This is a genomic window from Micromonospora avicenniae, assembly GCF_900156065.1.
Taxonomy (GTDB): Bacteria; Actinomycetota; Actinomycetes; order Mycobacteriales; family Micromonosporaceae; genus Micromonospora; species Micromonospora avicenniae.
This window is the reverse complement of the sequence record NZ_FTNF01000044.1, coordinates 1-17352: the sequence shown is the minus strand read 5'-3', so window position 1 is coordinate 17352 and position 17352 is coordinate 1. Positions and strand designations below refer to the sequence as shown.

Genomic DNA, 17352 nt, shown 5'->3' with positions numbered 1-17352 from the left:
CCACCGCCACAGCCTGACCGCCGCAACGCCGCCAGACCGACAGGCCGGCCGGCGTGTCAACCAACACCGTGAACGTTCGTGGTCACGGCACTAGCCAGCGGTTTTGGCGATGATCCGACCCATCTCCTCTCGATTGAAGGCGCGCAGGGTCGTGCTACGGACGTTGCCCGCCCCGCCGAGCTGTAGGAACGCCGCGGCGGCGGCTTCGTCGTCGGGCGCCTCGACGACGGCCACGAGGTCGTACGGACCGACGGTCCAGTAGATGTTGAGGAGATCGGCCCCGAGTCCCTGTGTCGCCGCGGCGAAGGCTTCGGCGCGCTTCGCGGTGTCCTTGTAGCCTCGGATTCCCTGATCGGTCCAGTTCAGCAACGCGATATACGTTGGCATGGTCTTTCACCCCCATGTTGAGACCTCATCGTAAGGTCAATTCCGGGCACGGTGACCGGGAATCGCATTGAGTGCTCACCAGGACCAATGATGAGAGCGTCCACGGCCTGTTGTGCTCGACCAGCGCCTCCCGCCAACGTCGCAAGCCCGCGACGTGCTCACCTTCTCCAGGGTTCTGGCTCACCGGTTATCGTCGCTCGCCCACAAACGTGACCACTGTCCGTACCAGCCCTGGCTTGTCTTCAAAGTGTCGGTACAGCTGCGACTTGCTGACCTTGCTCGCTGAGGCTGTGTAATCCGGAGCCGTTCCCTGATCCCACTAAAACGCTGCCCCAACTCGAGCGCGGTATCAGTCTCGGTCTGCCGCTGCGGGCCAGGGCGCGCCATTGTTCGTTGTCGGCGATATCGCCCGGATCGTAATGGTCAATCGAAGGCGCAGGTCCCGACGGCGAGCACGTGCACCTCGAGGGCTCGGCAAGCGACATCGGGCGCCGCGACGAGGACTCGACGAGATGGCGCGGAACTTACTGTGCGCTACGCGCTGACGGCCGTCCTCTGCACCGAGAGCTACGCCGGACGACGTAGCGTCACGGAGAGTTAAGTTTTGCTTATCGAGTGATCGACAAGCGAGGAAAGCTCGGTACCTTCCCCGAATGCGACACATCAAAACCGTGATCGCCGCGCTCATCGTCGGTCCGCTGGCCTGGGTTCTGCTGTCCGCTGGCCAGGGCCGGTCCCTGCGGGTGTTCGCGGACGCACAGGACCATGGGGGAGCGCCCGACGCCACCGCTCTGCTGAAACCGTTGCTCGTGCTGGCGGCTGCCGGCCTTCTCCTCGGGCTCATCGCCACCGTCCGGGTCTCCCCGCTCGGCTCGGTGCTGACCGGACTCGCGTACGCGGTCAGCTACGCGGGCTTGTTGTTCAGCCCGGCATGGGTGCTGGACCTGCTCAGTCACAAGCTGAGCGTGGCGGGCTACCAGATTGACCTGCTCACCCCCGTACGGACCGGAACGACGCTGATGCTGGGCTTGCTGCTCATGGTCGGGGTCGTCAGTGTCCAGCGGTGGCGGCGCTGGCCGCAGCCGGACGCGGATGAGCAGACGGTCGAGGTCCCGGACCAGATGATTCCGCCGGTATCGGAGCGGGATCGCCCGCTCGGCGTGGACGGGCTCGGTTCGACGAAGCAGGGTGAGGATCCGACGAAGCCGGGTAAGGCCGGCGAACCGGAGCCGGCGATGGTCGGCGGTTCACAGTGGATCGATTCGTTGCGCCGCGACTCCGCCGATGAGCCCCGGCAGTCTGACGCGACGCGCTGGCAGTCCCCGCCGCAGGGGACGGGCTACCCGAGCTGACGGGGGCACCCGCGTCAGCGTGGCCGGCCGCGCCGGATCGCGTTGGAGGGCAATTCGCGCCCGCCGTGGTCCGCACCGCCGAGGTGGGGGCCCGCGGCCGAGACGGTCGCGGGCCCCGGCTCTCCGTCACCAGGTCGTGGGCTTGCCCTTCTGGAAGAGCCACACATCGAAGAACGCGGTGAGGTTCTGCCCGGATTCCCGCTCGGAGAGGGCGACGAAGTCGGCCGTTGCGGCATGGCTGTACCGGTGGCTGGCCGCCCACGTACGCAGGATGCGGAAGAACGCAGCCTCGCCGACCTTGCCGCGCAGCGCGTGCAAGGTCATCGCACCCCGGTTGTACGGGATGTTGCTGAACATCTCCTCGGGGCCCGGGTCGGCCGGAACGATCTGCCAGAACGGCGACGACGCGGCCCGACCGTAGTTGCTGCTGCTGTTGAAGGTCTCGCTGACCGACGCGCCGCCGTTGTACTCGGTGTACATCCACTGGGCGTAGGTGGCGAAGCCCTCGTTGAGCCAGATGTCCGACCAACGTTCCGGGGAGACGCTGTCGCCGTACCACTGGTGGGCCAGTTCGTGCGCCATGGTGCCGACGCTCGCCGGGCTGGAGAAGATCGGCTTGGTCTGCGTCTCCAGGGCGTAGCCCACGTCGGGGGCCCGGTCGATGATCGCCCCGGTCGAGGCGAAGGGGTACGGACCGAACATCGTGGAGAAGAAGTCGATCATCTTCGGGATCTGGGTCACGGCGGTGGTGGACCCGGACACCTGGCGCGGGTCGACCGCGACGTAGACCGGGATTCCGGTGGACGTCGTCGACTCGGTCACCAGAAAGTCGCCGATGGTGATCGTCGCCAGGTAGGTGGCCATCGGCTCGGTCGAGTCCCAGGTGAAGGTGGTCCAGCCGTCCCGGGTCTCCCGGGACAGGAGTTGGCCGTTGCCGACGGCGGTGAGCCCCGCCGGCACCTTCGCGGTGAACCGGAAGGTGGCCTTGTCGGTCGGGTGGTCGTTGGTGGGCAGCCACGCGGGCGTCCCCTGGGGCTCTCCGACGACGAAGGCGCCGTCGTCGGTAGGCACCCAGCCTTCGATCGATCCGTCCGGGTCGGTGATCGGACCCGGTACGCCGGCGTACCTCACCACCACGGTGAACGTGTGTCCGGCCTTGAGCTTCGGACGCGGAGTGACGATCAGTTCCTGACCGTTTCGGGTGAAGCCGTGCGCATGCCCGTTGACGGTCACTGCGGAGACTTCCGGGCCTCGGAAGTCCAGGTTGAACCGGTCGAGGTCCTGGGTGGCGGTCGCGGTGATGGTTGCGGTGGCATCCATGAACCGGGTCGCCGGGTCGTAGGAGAAGTCGAGGTCGTAGTGCTGGACGTCGTATCCGCCGTTGCCCTGGTCGGGGAAGTACGGGTCGCCGACGCTCGCCGCACCGGCCGAGTACCTGGGGGCTCCAGGCGTGCCAGGTGCCGCACCGGCCGAGGCCGGCGCCACCGTCGACCCGACAGCCACGAGGACGACCGTGGCCAGCGCGGAACCGCGCAGGCGTGGGACTGTCATGTGATTCCTCCCTATTGGACCGTCGCGGCCGCGCTGGCCACCGGATCTGTACGCCCTATCCACCCGCACCGGATGCGCGCGCGTCAAGGTCTGCGGGCCACCTCGCGTTCGTCGTTCGTTCCAATGCTGGCAAACCGGTGACCCGGTCGGAGCACCGCACTGGTCACGACCTCGACAACCTGACCGGCGTGGCCGGAGGCATGAGGCTCCAGGTCAGCCTGGTCGCCGAGCAGCACCCGGTGGCGGCGCCCAGAACTCGGCTTCCGAACCCCCGGAACCCAGCTCTCGGTGGTGGATGACCGGCAGCGGAAGGTTCGATGAACTGGGCCCGATCCCCGTTGCCGACTGTGGAGCGGGCGCTGCAGAGTGCTTGCCTGTGCGTCTACTGGCGATCCTCGCCTCCCTTGTTGCCCTGCTTGGTGTCGCCGCTCCCGCGCAGGCACACGTCCGTGCGACCTCGGTCGCGGTCGACGTGCGCGGCCAGGGCGACGGTGTCGTGGCTGTCATCGATGTGGAGTACGACGTCCTCGCCCGGCTGCTGAACCTCGACGGTGTCCTGGGCCCGGACGCGGTCGGCGTGGACGGCGCGCCCGCCGAGGTGCCGACCGAGCTGCGGCGCAGGTCGTTGGACGCGCACGCGAGCGAGGTGGCGGCCTACGTCGGGGAGCGGCTGCGGCTGAGCCGCGGCGCGATCGGGTGCACCGCCGAGGACGATGCCCGCGTCGAACTCGCCGACTCCGGCGCGGTGCAGGTCGCGCTCGCCTACAGTTGCGCCGCGTCCGGCGCGCTCACCGTCCGCAGCGACATCTTCCGCGTCTCGGACGGCGTGGTCGACGACACCACCACGATGGTGGCCTACGACGTCGACGGCCGTCGCGGGTCGACGTTGCTCGACTCCGCGCACACCAGCGTCACCGTGGGGAACACCGATCTGCTCAACGACATCCCGCGGTTCGTCCGCCTCGGGGCGGAGCACCTGCTGTTCGGGCTCGACCACGTGCTGTTCCTGCTGGCGCTGTTGCTGGGCGCGAAGCGGCTGCGCGACGTCGTCGAGGTCGCCACGGCGTTCACGATCGCGCACTCGGTGACCCTGGTGCTGGCGGCGCTCGGCTGGGTCAGCGTGCCCGGATGGATCGTCGAGCCGCTCATCGCGTTGTCGATCGCGTTCGTCGCCGTCGACAACCTGCTCTCGCCGAGGACGAGCCACCGGCTGCCCGTGGTCTTCGGCTTCGGGCTGCTGCACGGGCTCGGCTTCGCGGGCGCGCTAAGCGTCGACGGACCGCTGTCGGCCTCGACGCTGGCCGACCTGGTCTCCTTCAACGTCGGCATCGAACTCGTCCAGTTGGCGATCATCGCGCTCGCCTTCCCGGGACTGCTGTTCCTGCGCAGGGCCATGACCAATCCGGTCGCCGCTCGCGCTCTCACGCTCGGCACCGCTGCGGCGACCGTCGCGGTCGCTGGTGCCGGTCTGGTCTGGTTCGTCGAACGCTCGTCGTTCCTGGCCTGACACCCATCCCCAACCCCCATCCCGAAGGATCCCGATGTCCGCGTTCATCTGGACGCGCGCACGCCTGCGCGTCGTCCTGTACGCCACCACGCTGGCGCTCGCCGCCAGCGTCGTGGCGGGCCCGCTCGCGTCGTACGCGGCGTACGCCATCGACCCGCCGGAAGCCACCGTCACCGGCGTCGTGTACGTCGACGCCAACGGCGACGGCGTGCGCAACGACGGCGAGGCCGGTCTGGCCGGCGTCCGCGTCTCCGACGGTGTGGTCGCCGCCACCACCGCAGCCGACGGCTCCTACTCGCTGACGATCTCCACCGACCGTCGCAAGACGGACATCGTGTGGGCCGGTCAGCCGCGGGGCTACCGGTTCGGCCTGGACGAGTACAAGGAGCCGAGGTTCTGGGCCAACCTCGGTCAGCTCGCGGACGACGCCACCCCGAAGGCCGACTTCGGCCTGGTGCGCGACGAGATCTCCGATGGCGACACCTTCTCCTGGGCCAACATCGCCGACCCGCACGTCAACGCGCAGCTGCCCGACCAGATCCGCGAGATCAACTCCACGGGCACGGACCTGCGCTTCATCGCGGTCAGCGGCGACCTCACCAACGACGCGAGCCAGGGGCAGTTCGACACGTTCCGTCGTGGCACCCAGCAGTCGGCCGTCGGCGTGTGGCCGGCCGTCGGCAACCACGAGTACGCGAGCGGCTCGGCGTACGCGGACAAAATCGACAACTACCGCAAGAACGTCGGGCCGGAGTGGTACTCCTTCAACTACGGCAACCGGCACTTCGTGGTGCTCGAGAACAACGGCTCGGCGCCGTTCGACGAGGAGCTGGACTGGCTCAAGGACGACCTCGCCGCGAGCGTTCCGCTCGACGACGACCCGAGCAACGACATCGAGGTCGTCGTCCTCACCCACCAGCCGATGAACGTTCCGTTCGGCTCGCCGTCGACGTACGACGCCTTCGGTGACGTGCTCGAGCGCTACAAGGCGCAGCTGATCCTGGTCGGCCACGAGCACTCCAACCACGTCGAGAACAACTCGGCGTTCGCCTCGACCGCCAAGCACATCCAGACCGTGTCGAGCTCCTACACGATCGACAACGCGCCGCGCGGCTTCCGCTACATCCACATGGCCGGTCCGGGCTTCGACAACCCGTTCCGGATGTACGGCGAGAACGAACACCTCACCATCGTCAGCCCCGCGCCCGGTTCGAAGGTGCCGGCCGCGAAGTTCCCGGGTATCCAGATCAACGCCTACGACACCGGCGACGAGGTCGTCTCGGCGCGCTACCAGATCGACGGCGGCAAGAACTGGATGCCGCTGCACCACAGCGGCGAGTTCACCTGGCAGAGCAACCTGCCCGACAGCCTGCAGAAGGTCGGTGAGCACCGCATCGACGTGAAGGTGGTCGACGCGGCGGGCAAGACCTGGACCAAGTCGGCGGACTTCACTCTCACCGGCGAGCCCGCGCTCAAGCCGGTCGCCGGCGGTGACTGGGACCAGCACCATGGCGACGAGGCCCACTCCGGTGTCGCGCCGGCGCAGGAGGCCGGTCGTCGCCTCGCCTGGAGCTTCCGCACCGACGGCACGTTCCTCACGGGCTCGCCGGTCATTCACGACGGGGTCGTCTACGCGGGCACCCGTGACGAGAACGGCGACGGCAACAGCCGGATCCACGCCGTCGGACTCAAGGACGGCAAGGAACTGTGGAACTTCGAGGTGCCGCAGTCGATCCACGGCAGCCTCGCCTACGGTGATGGCCTGATCTTCGCGCCGACGCTCGGCTCGGAGCTCTACGCCGTCGACGCGGCCACCGGCCAGTTGCGCTGGAAGGCCGTGCCCGAGCAGGCGCCGGCCCCGAACAACCAGCGCACGTACGGCTACTACTCGCCGGCCGTCTCCGGCCACACGGTGCTCTGGCCGTACCAGACCCGCTTCGGTATCGGCAGCCAGGGCGTCCTGAAGGCGCTCGACACCAGGACCGGTGAGCAGATCTGGGCCTCGCCGATGTCCGGCAACCAGATGAGCGACGGCACCCCGGCCGTCATGGACGGCACCGTGTACGTCGGCAACCAGACCGCCGACCGGGTGCTCGCCTACGACCTGGCCACCGGCGTCCGGAAGTGGACCGGTACCGAGTCGCTCGGCGAGTGGCAGGACGGCGTACCGACCGCGGCCGAGGGCAAGGTCTTCATCGGCGCCAACAACGGCATCGTCGCCCGTGACGCCAAGACCGGTGCGACGCTGTGGACGTACCGGAGCTCGCGCTCCTCGCTCGTCTCGAGCGGCTCTACCCCGAGCGCCGCGGCCGTCAAGGACGGCGTCGTCTACATGGGCTTCCCGAGCGGCACCGTCGTCGCCCTCGACGCCCAGACCGGCAACGTCTTCTGGGAGCGGGCGCTGCCCGGCGACATCTACCACGGTGGCGTCATGTCCAGCCCGGTGGTGGCCGGCGACACGATCTTCGTCGGCGCCAACAACGGCAGGTTCTACGCCCTGGCCACCGACACCGGCCAGATCCTGTGGAGCCACGAGATCGGCACCTGGGTGGGCGCCGGCCCGGCCGTCAGCGGCAACACCGTCGTGACGGGCGCCTGGGACGGCAACCTCTACGCCTATGTGCCGGGCGGCGAGTCCGCGCAGCGCTGGGCGACCGTGACCGGCACGGTCAGCGACCCGCAGACGGGCGCTCCGATCGCCGGCGCGAAGGTCACCGCCGTCGCCGCCGGTCAGGACAGCGCGGTGACCAGCACTGACGCCAAGGGCCACTACCGGATCGGTCTGCCCGCGTCGACCTGGACCGTCACGGCGGCCAAGCGTGGTCTGATCGCCGACGAACACTCGGCGTCCACCGTCACGGTCGGCAGCACCGGCGACACGACGGCCAACCTGAAGCTGATCAAGGTGACCCAGCCGGTCGCCGGCAGGTCGACGTACGCGCCGGACTACGGCAACGGCAGCACGCGCACGGACGTCGTCACGGGCACCGAGTACTACTACCTGGCCAACGACAAGATCCGGGCGTCCGTGACGCCGTACGCCGCCGGCAACAACGGCGTCGGCGGTCTGGGCCAGGGCGCGCTGTCGGACCTCATGCTCAACGACGCCAACGGAGCCGAAACCCTCGACTGGGGCGAGATGCTGCTGCGTCCGAGCCTCACGCCGCCCGACTCGTGGGAGCGGCCGAACGACCAGCTCGACCTGCCCGACCTCGCGGTCGACGGCGCTGCCGTGGTCGGCAACGGTCAGTACCGGGCGAACCCGGCCGTCAAGGCGCAGGTCCGCTACGAGACCCTGCCCGACGCTCCGATCGTGAAGATGACGGTCAAGCTCACCAACACCGGCACGACGGGCTACCAGGGCTACTTCAACTACATGATCGACCCCGACAGTTCGGTCGACAACGGCCGGATCCCCGGGTTCAGCGGCACCAACCCGGGGATGAAGACCTCGGGCTGGACCGGGAACTACGTCTACGTCGGTGCCGACGCGGCCACCACGAACGGTCAGGCCGCCCACGGTCTGGCGTGGGCACTTGACACGCCGGCCGCGGTCGGCGCGTACGGTTACGTCGAGGGTCTCTACTACGACGCCACGCTGGCGCCCGGCGCCACCAAGCAGTTCAGCTTCTACCACCTGACCGACTACGCGACCGCCGGTGGCGACCCCACCGCAAACATCGCGAAGTGGGTCGACGAAATCGACCTGCACGACACGGCCGTCCCGGACGCCGCTCGCGCGGCCGGCACGATCACTGCCGGCGGCGCCGCCGTTCCCGGTGCCCGGGTCGCCCTCGAGCAGACCGGCACGGTGGTCGCGACCGCGACCACCGACGCCGGCGGCAAGTACCTCGTCAAGGCCCCGGCCGGTCGGTACGACGTCCGGGTGTCCAAGCTGGGCTACCAGACGACCACCGGCACGGTCACCGTGCCGGTGGCGGGCAGCGGCGTCGCCGACGCCGCGCTGAAGCCGGTCACGGTCGAGGCGAGCTACGGCAAGCAGTTCGACTCGGGTCTGGTCGAGGCTGGCTACGGCGACGTCATGCTCGAGAACGACAAGCTCTCGATGGCGATCGCCGACGCCTACAACGACTCGCAGCTCTCCGGCAGCACCCGCGGCAAGCCGGTCGACATCGCCGTCCGGGGCATGGCCGACCAGTTCGACTGGATCAACCTGCCCTACGTCTCGGCGACCCAGCCGACCGGCGACAGCGCATGGAGCGTGCGGTCGGTCACGGCGACCGACGTCCAGATCGTCCAGGCGACCGGTGACAAGGCCGTCGTCCGGGCGTCCGGACCGGTCAAGGGCTTCACCGGTCTGACGGCGACGACGACGTACACGCTGAAGCCGGGCGACAACTTCGCCACGGTCTCGACCGAGTTGAGCAACTCCGGCTCGGCGCCACTGAGCGTGTGGACCGGTGACGCGATGGACCACGACGCGGCCGGCCAGGCCAGCGTCATCCCCGGCGCCGGCGTCGTGGCACCGGGTGAGACGGCGGCGTACACCCCGACCAGGCCGTACATCGGCATGACGGGGACCGATTCGCAGGTCTTCGGTCTCGTCTACGGCACGCCGGCCACCGCCTTCGACGTCTATGCCGCGGGCAACTGGGTGATGAGCCGGTTCAACGTCGACGTTCCGGCGGGTGGCTCGTACACCCTCACCCGCAAGCTCGTCGTCACTCTCGGCGTCGACGCGGTGGGCACCCTCGACGGCGTCACCGCGCCGTAACCCCACGCCTACGCGCGTACAGGGCCGGCCCGGACGCCATCCGGGCCGGCCCGTTGCGGCCTACGACCCGAAGCGGCGGGTCGCGTCAGGTGGATCTGCACACCGGGCGGTCGCGTCTCGACGAGGAGTTCCAACGGGTCTGGCCGCCCTCCCGCCGCCCGGACAGCAGCAGGAGGGCGGCACCGGCCGGACCTGGGACTACCGGACCGTCAGCGGAAGATTTCGGCGTTGCGTTTGGCCCAGTCGGCGAAGGTGCCGGGGGAGCGGCCCAGGATTCGTTCGACATCGGGCCTGACGGTCTGTTCGTGGACGGTGGGGGCGCCGAGGATGTCGAGGGTGGTGTCGGCCACCAAGGCCGGCATGAACGTGAGCAGCTGGGCGCGGGCCACCTGCCGGGTCTGGTCGATGAACGTGACGGGCTCGCCGATGGCGTCGGCGATGGCGGCGGCGCGCTGGCGCGGGGTGGTGAGCTCGGGGCCGGTCAGTTCGTAGATTGCATTCGTGTGGCCGGGCTGGGTGAGCGCGGCGACGGCCACGGCGGCGATGTCGTCGGGATCGATGACCGGGAGGCCGACCTCCCCGAAGGGGGCGGCCGCCGTGCGGGTGGCCTTGATGGAGGGCGCCCAGGCGTAGGAGTTGGACGCGAAGCCGCCGGGACGCAGGATGGTCCATCCGATGCCGGATTCCATGACGGCCTGCTCGAAGGCGGCGAAGGCCACGCCGTGGGACACGGAGTTCGGGCGGGTGGCCACTCCCTGCGAGGAGAGTAGGACTATCTTGCCGGCGTCGGCGAACTGGGCGACGACCTGAGCAGGATCCCCCGCCATCATCAGGTCTCCGCCGACCAGCAGGAAGACCGCGTCCGCGGAGGGCAGCCCAGCAGCCGGTTGGGCGAGATCCGCGGGGACCGGGCGGACGCTGTGCGGGACATCGGACGCGGTGATGCGGCGGGAGACGGCGGTCACCTCACGCCCCTGCTCGGTGAGGGTGCGGACCAGGGTGCGGCCGACGTTTCCGGTGGCGCCCGTAACGATGATCATTCGGTATCGCTCCAAAGATTGTTAGTCAGTCGACTGACTCAGTCGTGAGCGGGAGGACCGTAACACGGGACGGGCACCTATAGTTAGTCAGGTGACTGACTTGAAGGCTTCGGGGCGAGCCCGGACGGCCGGCGACAAACGGAAGCGACTCATGGTGGCCGCCGCCGAGGTCGTGCACCGACAGGGAGTCGAACGCACCACCATCGCCGACATCGCGCGCGCGGCCGACGTCCCCGTGGGCAACGTGTACTACTACTTCAAGAGCAAGGACGAGCTCGTCGTCGCCGCCTTGTCGGAGCACACCCGGCAGCTGGATCTGCTCACCGACCGCCTCAACCAACTCGCCGACCCCCGCGAACGGCTCAAAGGCCTGGTCGAAGCCTGGGTGAGCCAGCGTGACGTCGCCGCCCGCTACGGCTGCCCGACCGGCACCCTCGCGATGGAGCTCGACAAACGCGACGACGGCGGACTTGACGCCGAAGCGGGCAAGGTCATGCGACTGCTGCTCGACTGGGTGGAGCAACAGTTCCGCGAACTGGGCCTGCCGGAGCCCGACGGCCTCGCCCTGACGCTCGTGGGCGCGTACCAGGGCATGTCACTGCTGGCCAACGCCCTGCGAGAGCCGCGAGTCATGGACCGCGAAGGCGCCCGGCTGCTCGCCTGGCTCGACTCACTCGAAGTCGCCTGAGACCGGCATCCCGTCAAGGTTGATCCCGCCCGGCAAGCGAAGCGCACTGGGCGGCGGGATCAAGTCGGGCGCGGCTGGCGCTCATCACCGCCTTGCCGGGGGTCGTACCGCATCGAGGTTATTCGCCGGCCGGGAACGCGTAGCTCGACGGCGGGTTGGCCTGCTGGGCGGGCGTGCCGTAGACGAGGGCGATCTCGTCGTGTGCGTGCAAAACGATTCCCGCCGGGTTACCCGAGTACGGTTTGCCGTTGACGTATGCGCGCAGGACCTTGCCGTCGCCGGCGGTGAGGCCGCCGACCTGGTTCTCCGAGAGCGCCACCTGCCACTCGGTGAAGAACTGGCCGAGGCTGAAGTCCGCCTTCACCGGCGACTCGACGTGCAGCACGCCGGTGGTGTCGTGGGTGTGCAGCGGGCTGATCTGGCCGTTGGCCTCGTCGATGCCGATCTGCGCCGGTACGGTGACCGGTTTACCGTCGACGATCACGTCGAGGTGGGCGTGGATGTGCTCGATCGTCCCTTCCGTGCCCAGCATCGGCAGTCCGGCCGCCTGTACCCGGTTCGCGGCGTCAGCCGGCGTCGGCCACGGCGGCTGGTCGGTACGGCCCTCGGCGGTCCTAGCCGGGGTGGCCGGAATGTTCGCAGCGCCCGAATCTCCATGCGCCGGCTGGTTCAGCGCGACGGCCAGGCCGACCGCGACCAGGAGGACGGCCACCAGTCCGCCGCCGATGCCCCAGAACAGCCGGTGCTGTCGGCGTTCGCGTCGCCGGGCGCGTTCGACCGCCTCCCGGGCGGCTGCCGCGGAAGCGCTTCGGCTCTTGCTCTGACTCGGCATGGTCATGATCTCCCAAGCAGACTGCTCATCCCTGAGACGCCCGGTGCGGTGTCCACCCCTGCTGACGGGTGCCGCCAGGGCGGAACGGTTCTACGATGCGTCGCGTGGTTGCGAAGTCGCCGAGAGTTGGCTGAGCGTTCGATGACAGCCCCCTGCGCTCTCGAGGTCGCGCTCCTCGACGACGCCGTCGCTGACGTATCCCCGGGGGCTTCGGCGCGGCCCGGTCAGGATTGGCACCGGCCGCCTGGGAGGATCGGCGGGTGAAGATCACCCGACTCATCACCCCGCAGGATGCCCCCGCCCTGGCCGAGCTGGTCCGCGTGAACCGTGAGTTCCTCGCGCCCTGGGAGCCGATCCGGAGCGAGGACTACTTCACGGCGGACGGCCAGCACGCCGTCATCCAGGCCGACCTCCAGCAGCACGAGCATGGATCGAAACTGCCGCACGTCATCGTCGACGACTCCGGCAGCGTGATCGGCCGCATCACCCTCAACGGCATCGTGCGTGGCCCGTTCCAGTCGTGCTCCATGGGCTACTGGGTCAGCGCAAGCCACAACGGCCGAGGGGTCGCGAGCAAGGCGGTACGCGAGATCGTGCGGGTGGCCTTCGAAAAGCTGGGGCTGCATCGGGTGCAGGCGGAGACCCTGCTGAACAACATCCGATCGCAGCGGGTGCTGGAACGCAACGGGTTCGTGCGGTACGGGATGGCGCCGGAGTACCTCAACATCGCCGGCCGGTGGCAGGACCACATCATGTATCAGTTGGTGAAGCCCGAGTCAGCGGCCGGCTGAACGTCGTCCGCCGCATGCCTGACGATCCCCCCTCCGGGCGGTCAGTGGGGAAGCTCCGACCCAGTCGCGCTCACCTGATCGAGTATCTTTCGAAACCGAATCTCCCGCCGCGCACAACAGGATAATTTCGCGACATGGGCATCACCGGGGGGATCGCGTGCGTTTTTCTGACTGTCGTCATCGTGGCGCTCATAGTGTATTTGCTGGTGCGGTTCGGGTTCGTCTCGAAGCGGAAGTCGCCGCCACCAGAGGACGACATAACGCCCTAGCTTCGCGCGATCATCGCCCGGCGCGGGCGACATGACAGCGGCCTGGGCGACGCTTGAATCCGTGGTGCGGAGGGTCAGGGGCGGCATGGTGACCGGCCCCCGCCCCTCCGCGGGGCCGTGGCGGCTCCGCTGGAAACCACTTACGCGCAGGTCACCCGCGCGTCACCCCAATCGGCGTGGTCGAAGTTCTTACCGTCCCCACCATCGGTGACCCTCAGGGTCACCGTGCGCACCCCGCTGACGTCAACTCCGACCGTGCGCGCGCCGTCGGCGCTCCGGATGATCCCGGTGTCGGCGAGTGGCCGACCGTCACCGACGACGTGGAAGGCGGCCGAGCCGGACTGGGTGACCTCGTCGTCGATGCCGACGTCGGCCTGCAGTTGGGTGCAGACGCCGCCCAACCAAACAGTGATCTCGCTGGGCGCGTGAGTGCCGATGCCCTTGGCGTACGTCCTGCCGCCGATGGAGATGGCGCCTCCGTCGCCGGCGTTCATCTCGCCGTTGGAGCCGTCGCGCTCGACCGGACCCCACCCGTTGCTCTCGCTCAGGAACGGCAGGTCACTGACGTACGTCGTTCCGGTCGGGTTCGGTGGCGGTACGAAGACGCGAACCGCCTCCTCGACGTGCACCGGGCGCCGCGGTCGCTGAATTTAACCAACATCCGCTATTGAAATTACTCGCCGGAGAGCACAGGATGACGGATACCGGCGACGGCCCTCGCCGAAGACGAGGGACGCGCCGTGGACCTGCACACCGACTCCGGGAGCCGCGGACGTGACCATCGCACCCGCCCCACGCCGCGTGAACCAGCAACCAGCACGGGACCTCGTCGCCGCCGAACAAGCCGCCGCCCAGTTCCTCGCCGCGCTCGGCATCGACCTGGACTCCGAGAGCCTGCGCGCGACACCACGGCGGATGGCCTCGGCATACGCCGAACTGCTCACCGCGCGCCCGTTCGAGCTGACGACCTTCCCCAACGACGAGGGATACGACGAACTCGTACTGGCCAGATCCATCCCGATCCGGTCAGTGTGCGAACACCACCTGCTCCCGTTCGTCGGTGTCGCCCACGTCGGCTACCTGCCGGGCGACCGGATCCTCGGACTGTCGAAGCTTGCCCGCGTCGTGGAGCTGTTCGCCCACCGGCCGCAGGTGCAGGAACGACTGACCAAGCAGGTAGCGGACTGGCTGGCCCTCGAACTCGCGCCCAAAGGCGTAGGCGTCGTCATCGAGGCGGAGCACATGTGCATGACGTTGCGCGGCGTACACGCGGCGGGTGCCACGACGGTGACCTCCACCCTGCTCGGTACTCTGCGTGACGACGCCCGATCCAGGGCCGAGTTCTTCTCCCTCACCGGAGCCCAGTGATCCCCGAATCGGAGAGCGGCATGAACAACAGCCCCACCTTCGTCATCGTCGGCGCCGGCCTCGCCGGCGCCAAAGCCGCCCAGACGCTGCGCGAAGAGGGCTTCGACGGCCGCGTGATCCTGCTCGGCGAGGAACCCGAACGCCCCTACGAGCGGCCGCCACTGTCCAAGGGCCTGCTCCTGGGGACCACACCACGCAGCGACGTGTACGTGCACGACGCCGGCTGGTACGACGCGCACAACGTCGAGCTGCGTACCGAAACCCGGGTCACCGCCATCGATCGCACCGCCCGCCACGTCGTCCTCGACGACGGTGAGCAGATCGGGTACGACAAGCTGCTGCTGACCACCGGCTCGACGCCCCGCCGCCTGGATGTTCCCGGTGCCGACCTGGACAACGTGTTGTACCTGCGCACGTTGGCGCAGTCCGACCGGATAGCCGAAGCCCTCACCGACAAGTCCCGGCTCGTGGTGATCGGTGCGGGCTGGATCGGTCTGGAGATCGCCGCTGCCGCCCGCAAGCACGGCGCCACCGTGACCGTGGTCGACGTCGCCGAACTGCCGTTGCAGAGAGTCCTCGGCGACGAGGTCGCCCGGATCTTCGCCGACCTGCACCGAAGCCACGGCGTCACCTTCCGCTTCGGCGCCGGGGTTCGAGAGCTGCACGGTTCCGGACGGGTGTCGTCCGTCCTGCTGACCGACGGCACCGAACTGCCCGCCGACACCGTCGTCGTCGGTGTGGGTATCCAGCCCGACACGCAGCTGGCCGAGGCCGCGGGCCTGAAAGTCGACAACGGCATCGTCACCGACGCCCAGCTGCTCACCTCCGACCCGCACATCTACGCCGCAGGTGACGTGGCCAACGCCTACCACCCGCTGCTGCACCGGCACATCCGAGTGGAGCACTGGGCGAACGCGCTCAACGGCGGCCCGGCCGCCGCCCGCGCCATGCTGGGCCAGCAGGTCGAGTACGCCCGGTTGCCGTACTTCTTCTCCGACCAGTACGACCTGGGGATGGAGTACTCGGGCTGGGCGGCCCCGGACGGTTACGACCAGGTGGTGTTCCGCGGCGACCCATCCGTGGCGGACGGCGAGGCACCGGAATTCATGGCGTTCTGGGTCTCCGAAGGCCGAGTTCTGGCCGGAATGAACGCCAACGTGTGGGACGTGACCGACCACATCCAGGCGCTGGTGCGCGCCGGACACGCCGGCACCGCCGTCGACCTGGCCAAGCTCGCCGACCCGCAGGTGCCGCTCGGCGATCTCCTGGGCTAGGCACACGCGACGCCGGGTCAGGCCGGACGGACCTGCACGCAGCAAGCCCCCGCAGTGGGGACCAGCCGCGCGTGGAGTTCCGTCCGGCCGAGCCCGTCCAGCAGACCGGCGACGAACGCCTGGTTCAGGCCGCACACCAGTTCGGTCTGCTGAACAGCAAGCTGATGGAACGGACAGTTCCGCAGCCGGATCAGCTCGTCGTGGTCGACCGGTTCGAAGCCGAGTTCGTCCAGAAGCGCCGCCACGGTGCCGCGCCCCGCGTCCTGACGACCGATGGTGACGCCCCGCTGCTCTGCGAGGCGGAGGGCCGCTGACCTCGCGTCGGTCGGATCTTCGGCGACGGCCTGAGCGAGGATCTCGCCGATCAGGTCGTAGCGGCGCTCCGGGATGGTCAATGAGATGCCGCCCGGCGCCGCCTCGTACACCTTCGGCGTTCTTCCCCGGCCGCGTGGCTGGTCGGCCGGCGCCTCATACCGGGCCTGCAGCAGCCTGGCCGCGACGAGCTTGTCGAGGTGGAACGCCGCCAGGCTGCGTGAGATGCCTTGTGCGTCGGCGGCCTCGTCCCGGGTCACCGGGTGGTCCTGGCCGCGGACGTAGTCGTACAGCGCCCGTCGGACCTGGTCGACCAGCGCGGTCACCGCCTGCCAGGAGGCCGCTGCCACGCCACCAGTTTATCACCAGCGGATCTTGTAGAAATTGCCCGATGCGGGCGTGGCAGGCTGCGGCGAAGCGCCGCGGCGCCTCTGGCTCCCGGCTGCCGCCGCACGGGCCCGCGGGGCGGCCGTGCCTCTGGCTTTCGGTAGGACATCGCGCCTGCCACCAGTGCGTCGAAGTTGGTACGGACCCCTTCCTGCCCGGGTGGATGGGGTGGCAGCGTCATTGCCGTGCCAGCCGACGGACCCGGCGTCACACGGGTCCGCGCCGGCCGCCGTCGCACATGGTCGCTGGGGCGAAGGCCGAGCGGTGCTCCTTGCCGTTCAGCAGGCGCGACCTGACCCGCGACCCCGATTTGACGATCAACCCCGCGGTCACGTAACTTTCTCTCTGCCAGCGCGGAACGGACGAAACGGGGCGAAAGTCCTGGAGGCCGGAGCGTGGCGGAGACCTTCGGGTCGGTGAGGCTTCGCTTCTCCGATTCAAAATCTGGGCGGTGCCCCGGGTTCGCTGTAGGGCGGATTTGGTGGGGCGGAACCGGCCGGGTATGGTCGACGGTCGGCAGGGTGCCGGGCGAGCTTGCGGGTGACCGTGGCGGCCGGTCTGCTGAATTCCTTTGATGAAGGCGGCGGTAGCCGGTGGATTCGGGGGTGCCCGCGTTATGGGTGGAAGCGTGTGAAACCGGGTTACAGCGGTTTGACAGGGCGGAAATCGGCGGGTAACGTAGTAAAAGTGCCTGGCGCGGGAGCGGCGGGACGCGGAGCGAAATGCCCCGGATGACGGGCCCTCTTGTTGGGGGTTTGTCGGATGGTGTGTGGTTGTTCTTTGAGAACTCAACAGGGTGCTTGATAAGCCAGTGCCAAATTGATTTATTACCCCGGACTGGTTGGCCTCATTTTGTGGG

13 protein-coding genes are annotated in these 17352 nt (G+C 68.8%); 7 read left to right on the top strand and 6 right to left on the bottom strand.

Features of this window, described 5'->3' with window-relative positions:
• Nucleotides 1–90: 90 nt before the first annotated feature.
• On the bottom strand, nucleotides 91–387 hold the full coding sequence (locus BXA10_RS29850) for a GYD domain-containing protein (RefSeq protein ID WP_076474178.1): 297 nt from the start codon (nucleotides 385–387) through the stop codon (nucleotides 91–93).
• Nucleotides 388–1040: 653 nt separating this feature from the next.
• Between BXA10_RS29850 and BXA10_RS29845 the strand changes: the two genes are divergently transcribed.
• Nucleotides 1041–1739, top strand: a complete 699-nt coding sequence (locus tag BXA10_RS29845; RefSeq protein ID WP_076474177.1) for a hypothetical protein — start codon at nucleotides 1041–1043, stop codon at nucleotides 1737–1739.
• Nucleotides 1740–1865: 126 nt separating this feature from the next.
• Here the strand turns inward: BXA10_RS29845 and BXA10_RS29840 are convergent, their stop codons facing one another.
• Complete coding sequence (locus tag BXA10_RS29840) at nucleotides 1866–3290, bottom strand: M1 family metallopeptidase (protein WP_175649357.1); 1425 nt, start codon at nucleotides 3288–3290, stop codon at nucleotides 1866–1868.
• Nucleotides 3291–3666: 376 nt separating this feature from the next.
• Here BXA10_RS29840 and BXA10_RS29835 point away from each other — a divergent pair, with 376 nt between their 5' ends.
• Both BXA10_RS29835 and BXA10_RS29830 read left to right on the top strand, forming a co-directional pair.
• Nucleotides 3667–4797: a HupE/UreJ family protein gene (locus tag BXA10_RS29835; RefSeq protein ID WP_175649356.1), complete on the top strand. Its 1131-nt coding sequence runs from the start codon at nucleotides 3667–3669 to the stop codon at nucleotides 4795–4797.
• Between the two features lie 34 nt (nucleotides 4798–4831).
• Nucleotides 4832–9532, top strand: a complete 4701-nt coding sequence (locus BXA10_RS29830; protein ID WP_076474175.1) for an outer membrane protein assembly factor BamB family protein — start codon at nucleotides 4832–4834, stop codon at nucleotides 9530–9532.
• A 209-nt stretch (nucleotides 9533–9741) separates the two neighbouring features.
• Here BXA10_RS29830 and BXA10_RS29825 read toward each other — a convergent pair whose 3' ends face one another.
• Nucleotides 9742–10572, bottom strand: a complete 831-nt coding sequence (locus BXA10_RS29825) for an SDR family oxidoreductase (protein WP_076474174.1) — start codon at nucleotides 10570–10572, stop codon at nucleotides 9742–9744.
• Between the two features lie 91 nt (nucleotides 10573–10663).
• Between BXA10_RS29825 and BXA10_RS29820 the strand changes: the two genes are divergently transcribed.
• A complete protein-coding gene (locus BXA10_RS29820; RefSeq protein WP_076474173.1) occupies nucleotides 10664–11260 on the top strand; it encodes a TetR/AcrR family transcriptional regulator in 597 nt (198 codons plus the stop codon).
• Nucleotides 11261–11378: 118 nt separating this feature from the next.
• Here BXA10_RS29820 and BXA10_RS29815 read toward each other — a convergent pair whose 3' ends face one another.
• Nucleotides 11379–12098 (bottom strand): hypothetical protein, encoded by a 720-nt coding sequence (locus BXA10_RS29815; protein WP_076474172.1) that lies wholly within the window; start codon nucleotides 12096–12098, stop codon nucleotides 11379–11381.
• Nucleotides 12099–12352: 254 nt separating this feature from the next.
• On the opposite strand from BXA10_RS29815, the gene BXA10_RS29810 reads away from it, so the two are divergent.
• Nucleotides 12353–12883, top strand: a complete 531-nt coding sequence (locus BXA10_RS29810; RefSeq protein WP_084753535.1) for a GNAT family N-acetyltransferase — start codon at nucleotides 12353–12355, stop codon at nucleotides 12881–12883.
• 409 nt (nucleotides 12884–13292) lie between these two features.
• On the opposite strand, the gene BXA10_RS29805 is transcribed toward BXA10_RS29810, so the two are convergent.
• A complete protein-coding gene (locus BXA10_RS29805; protein ID WP_076474171.1) occupies nucleotides 13293–13781 on the bottom strand; it encodes an NPCBM/NEW2 domain-containing protein in 489 nt (162 codons plus the stop codon).
• Between the two features lie 145 nt (nucleotides 13782–13926).
• On the opposite strand from BXA10_RS29805, the gene folE reads away from it, so the two are divergent.
• Together folE and BXA10_RS29795 are read left to right on the top strand one after the other, a co-directional pair.
• Nucleotides 13927–14520, top strand: coding sequence for a GTP cyclohydrolase I FolE (gene folE, locus BXA10_RS29800; RefSeq protein WP_175649355.1), 594 nt, complete (start codon nucleotides 13927–13929; stop codon nucleotides 14518–14520).
• A gap of 20 nt (nucleotides 14521–14540) precedes the next feature.
• A complete protein-coding gene (locus tag BXA10_RS29795; RefSeq protein ID WP_076474179.1) occupies nucleotides 14541–15794 on the top strand; it encodes an NAD(P)/FAD-dependent oxidoreductase in 1254 nt (417 codons plus the stop codon).
• 17 nt (nucleotides 15795–15811) lie between these two features.
• Here the strand turns inward: BXA10_RS29795 and BXA10_RS29790 are convergent, their stop codons facing one another.
• Nucleotides 15812–16456 carry a helix-turn-helix transcriptional regulator gene (locus BXA10_RS29790; RefSeq protein WP_076474170.1) on the bottom strand — a complete coding sequence of 215 codons (645 nt, stop codon included), beginning with the start codon at nucleotides 16454–16456 and terminating at the stop codon, nucleotides 15812–15814.
• Between the last annotated feature and the right edge of the window lie 896 nt (nucleotides 16457–17352).

What these genes read in the sequence shown, in the direction of transcription:
- BXA10_RS29850 (WP_076474178.1), bottom strand. Translation starts at nt 387, where the DNA reads ATGCCAACGTATATCGCGTTGCTGAACTGGACCGATCAGGGAATCCGA.
- BXA10_RS29845 (WP_076474177.1), top strand. Translation starts at nt 1,041, where the DNA reads ATGCGACACATCAAAACCGTGATCGCCGCGCTCATCGTCGGTCCGCTG.
- BXA10_RS29840 (WP_175649357.1), bottom strand. Translation starts at nt 3,290, where the DNA reads ATGACAGTCCCACGCCTGCGCGGTTCCGCGCTGGCCACGGTCGTCCTC.
- BXA10_RS29830 (WP_076474175.1), top strand. Translation starts at nt 4,832, where the DNA reads ATGTCCGCGTTCATCTGGACGCGCGCACGCCTGCGCGTCGTCCTGTAC.
- BXA10_RS29825 (WP_076474174.1), bottom strand. Translation starts at nt 10,572, where the DNA reads ATGATCATCGTTACGGGCGCCACCGGAAACGTCGGCCGCACCCTGGTC.
- BXA10_RS29815 (WP_076474172.1), bottom strand. Translation starts at nt 12,098, where the DNA reads ATGACCATGCCGAGTCAGAGCAAGAGCCGAAGCGCTTCCGCGGCAGCC.
- BXA10_RS29795 (WP_076474179.1), top strand. Translation starts at nt 14,541, where the DNA reads ATGAACAACAGCCCCACCTTCGTCATCGTCGGCGCCGGCCTCGCCGGC.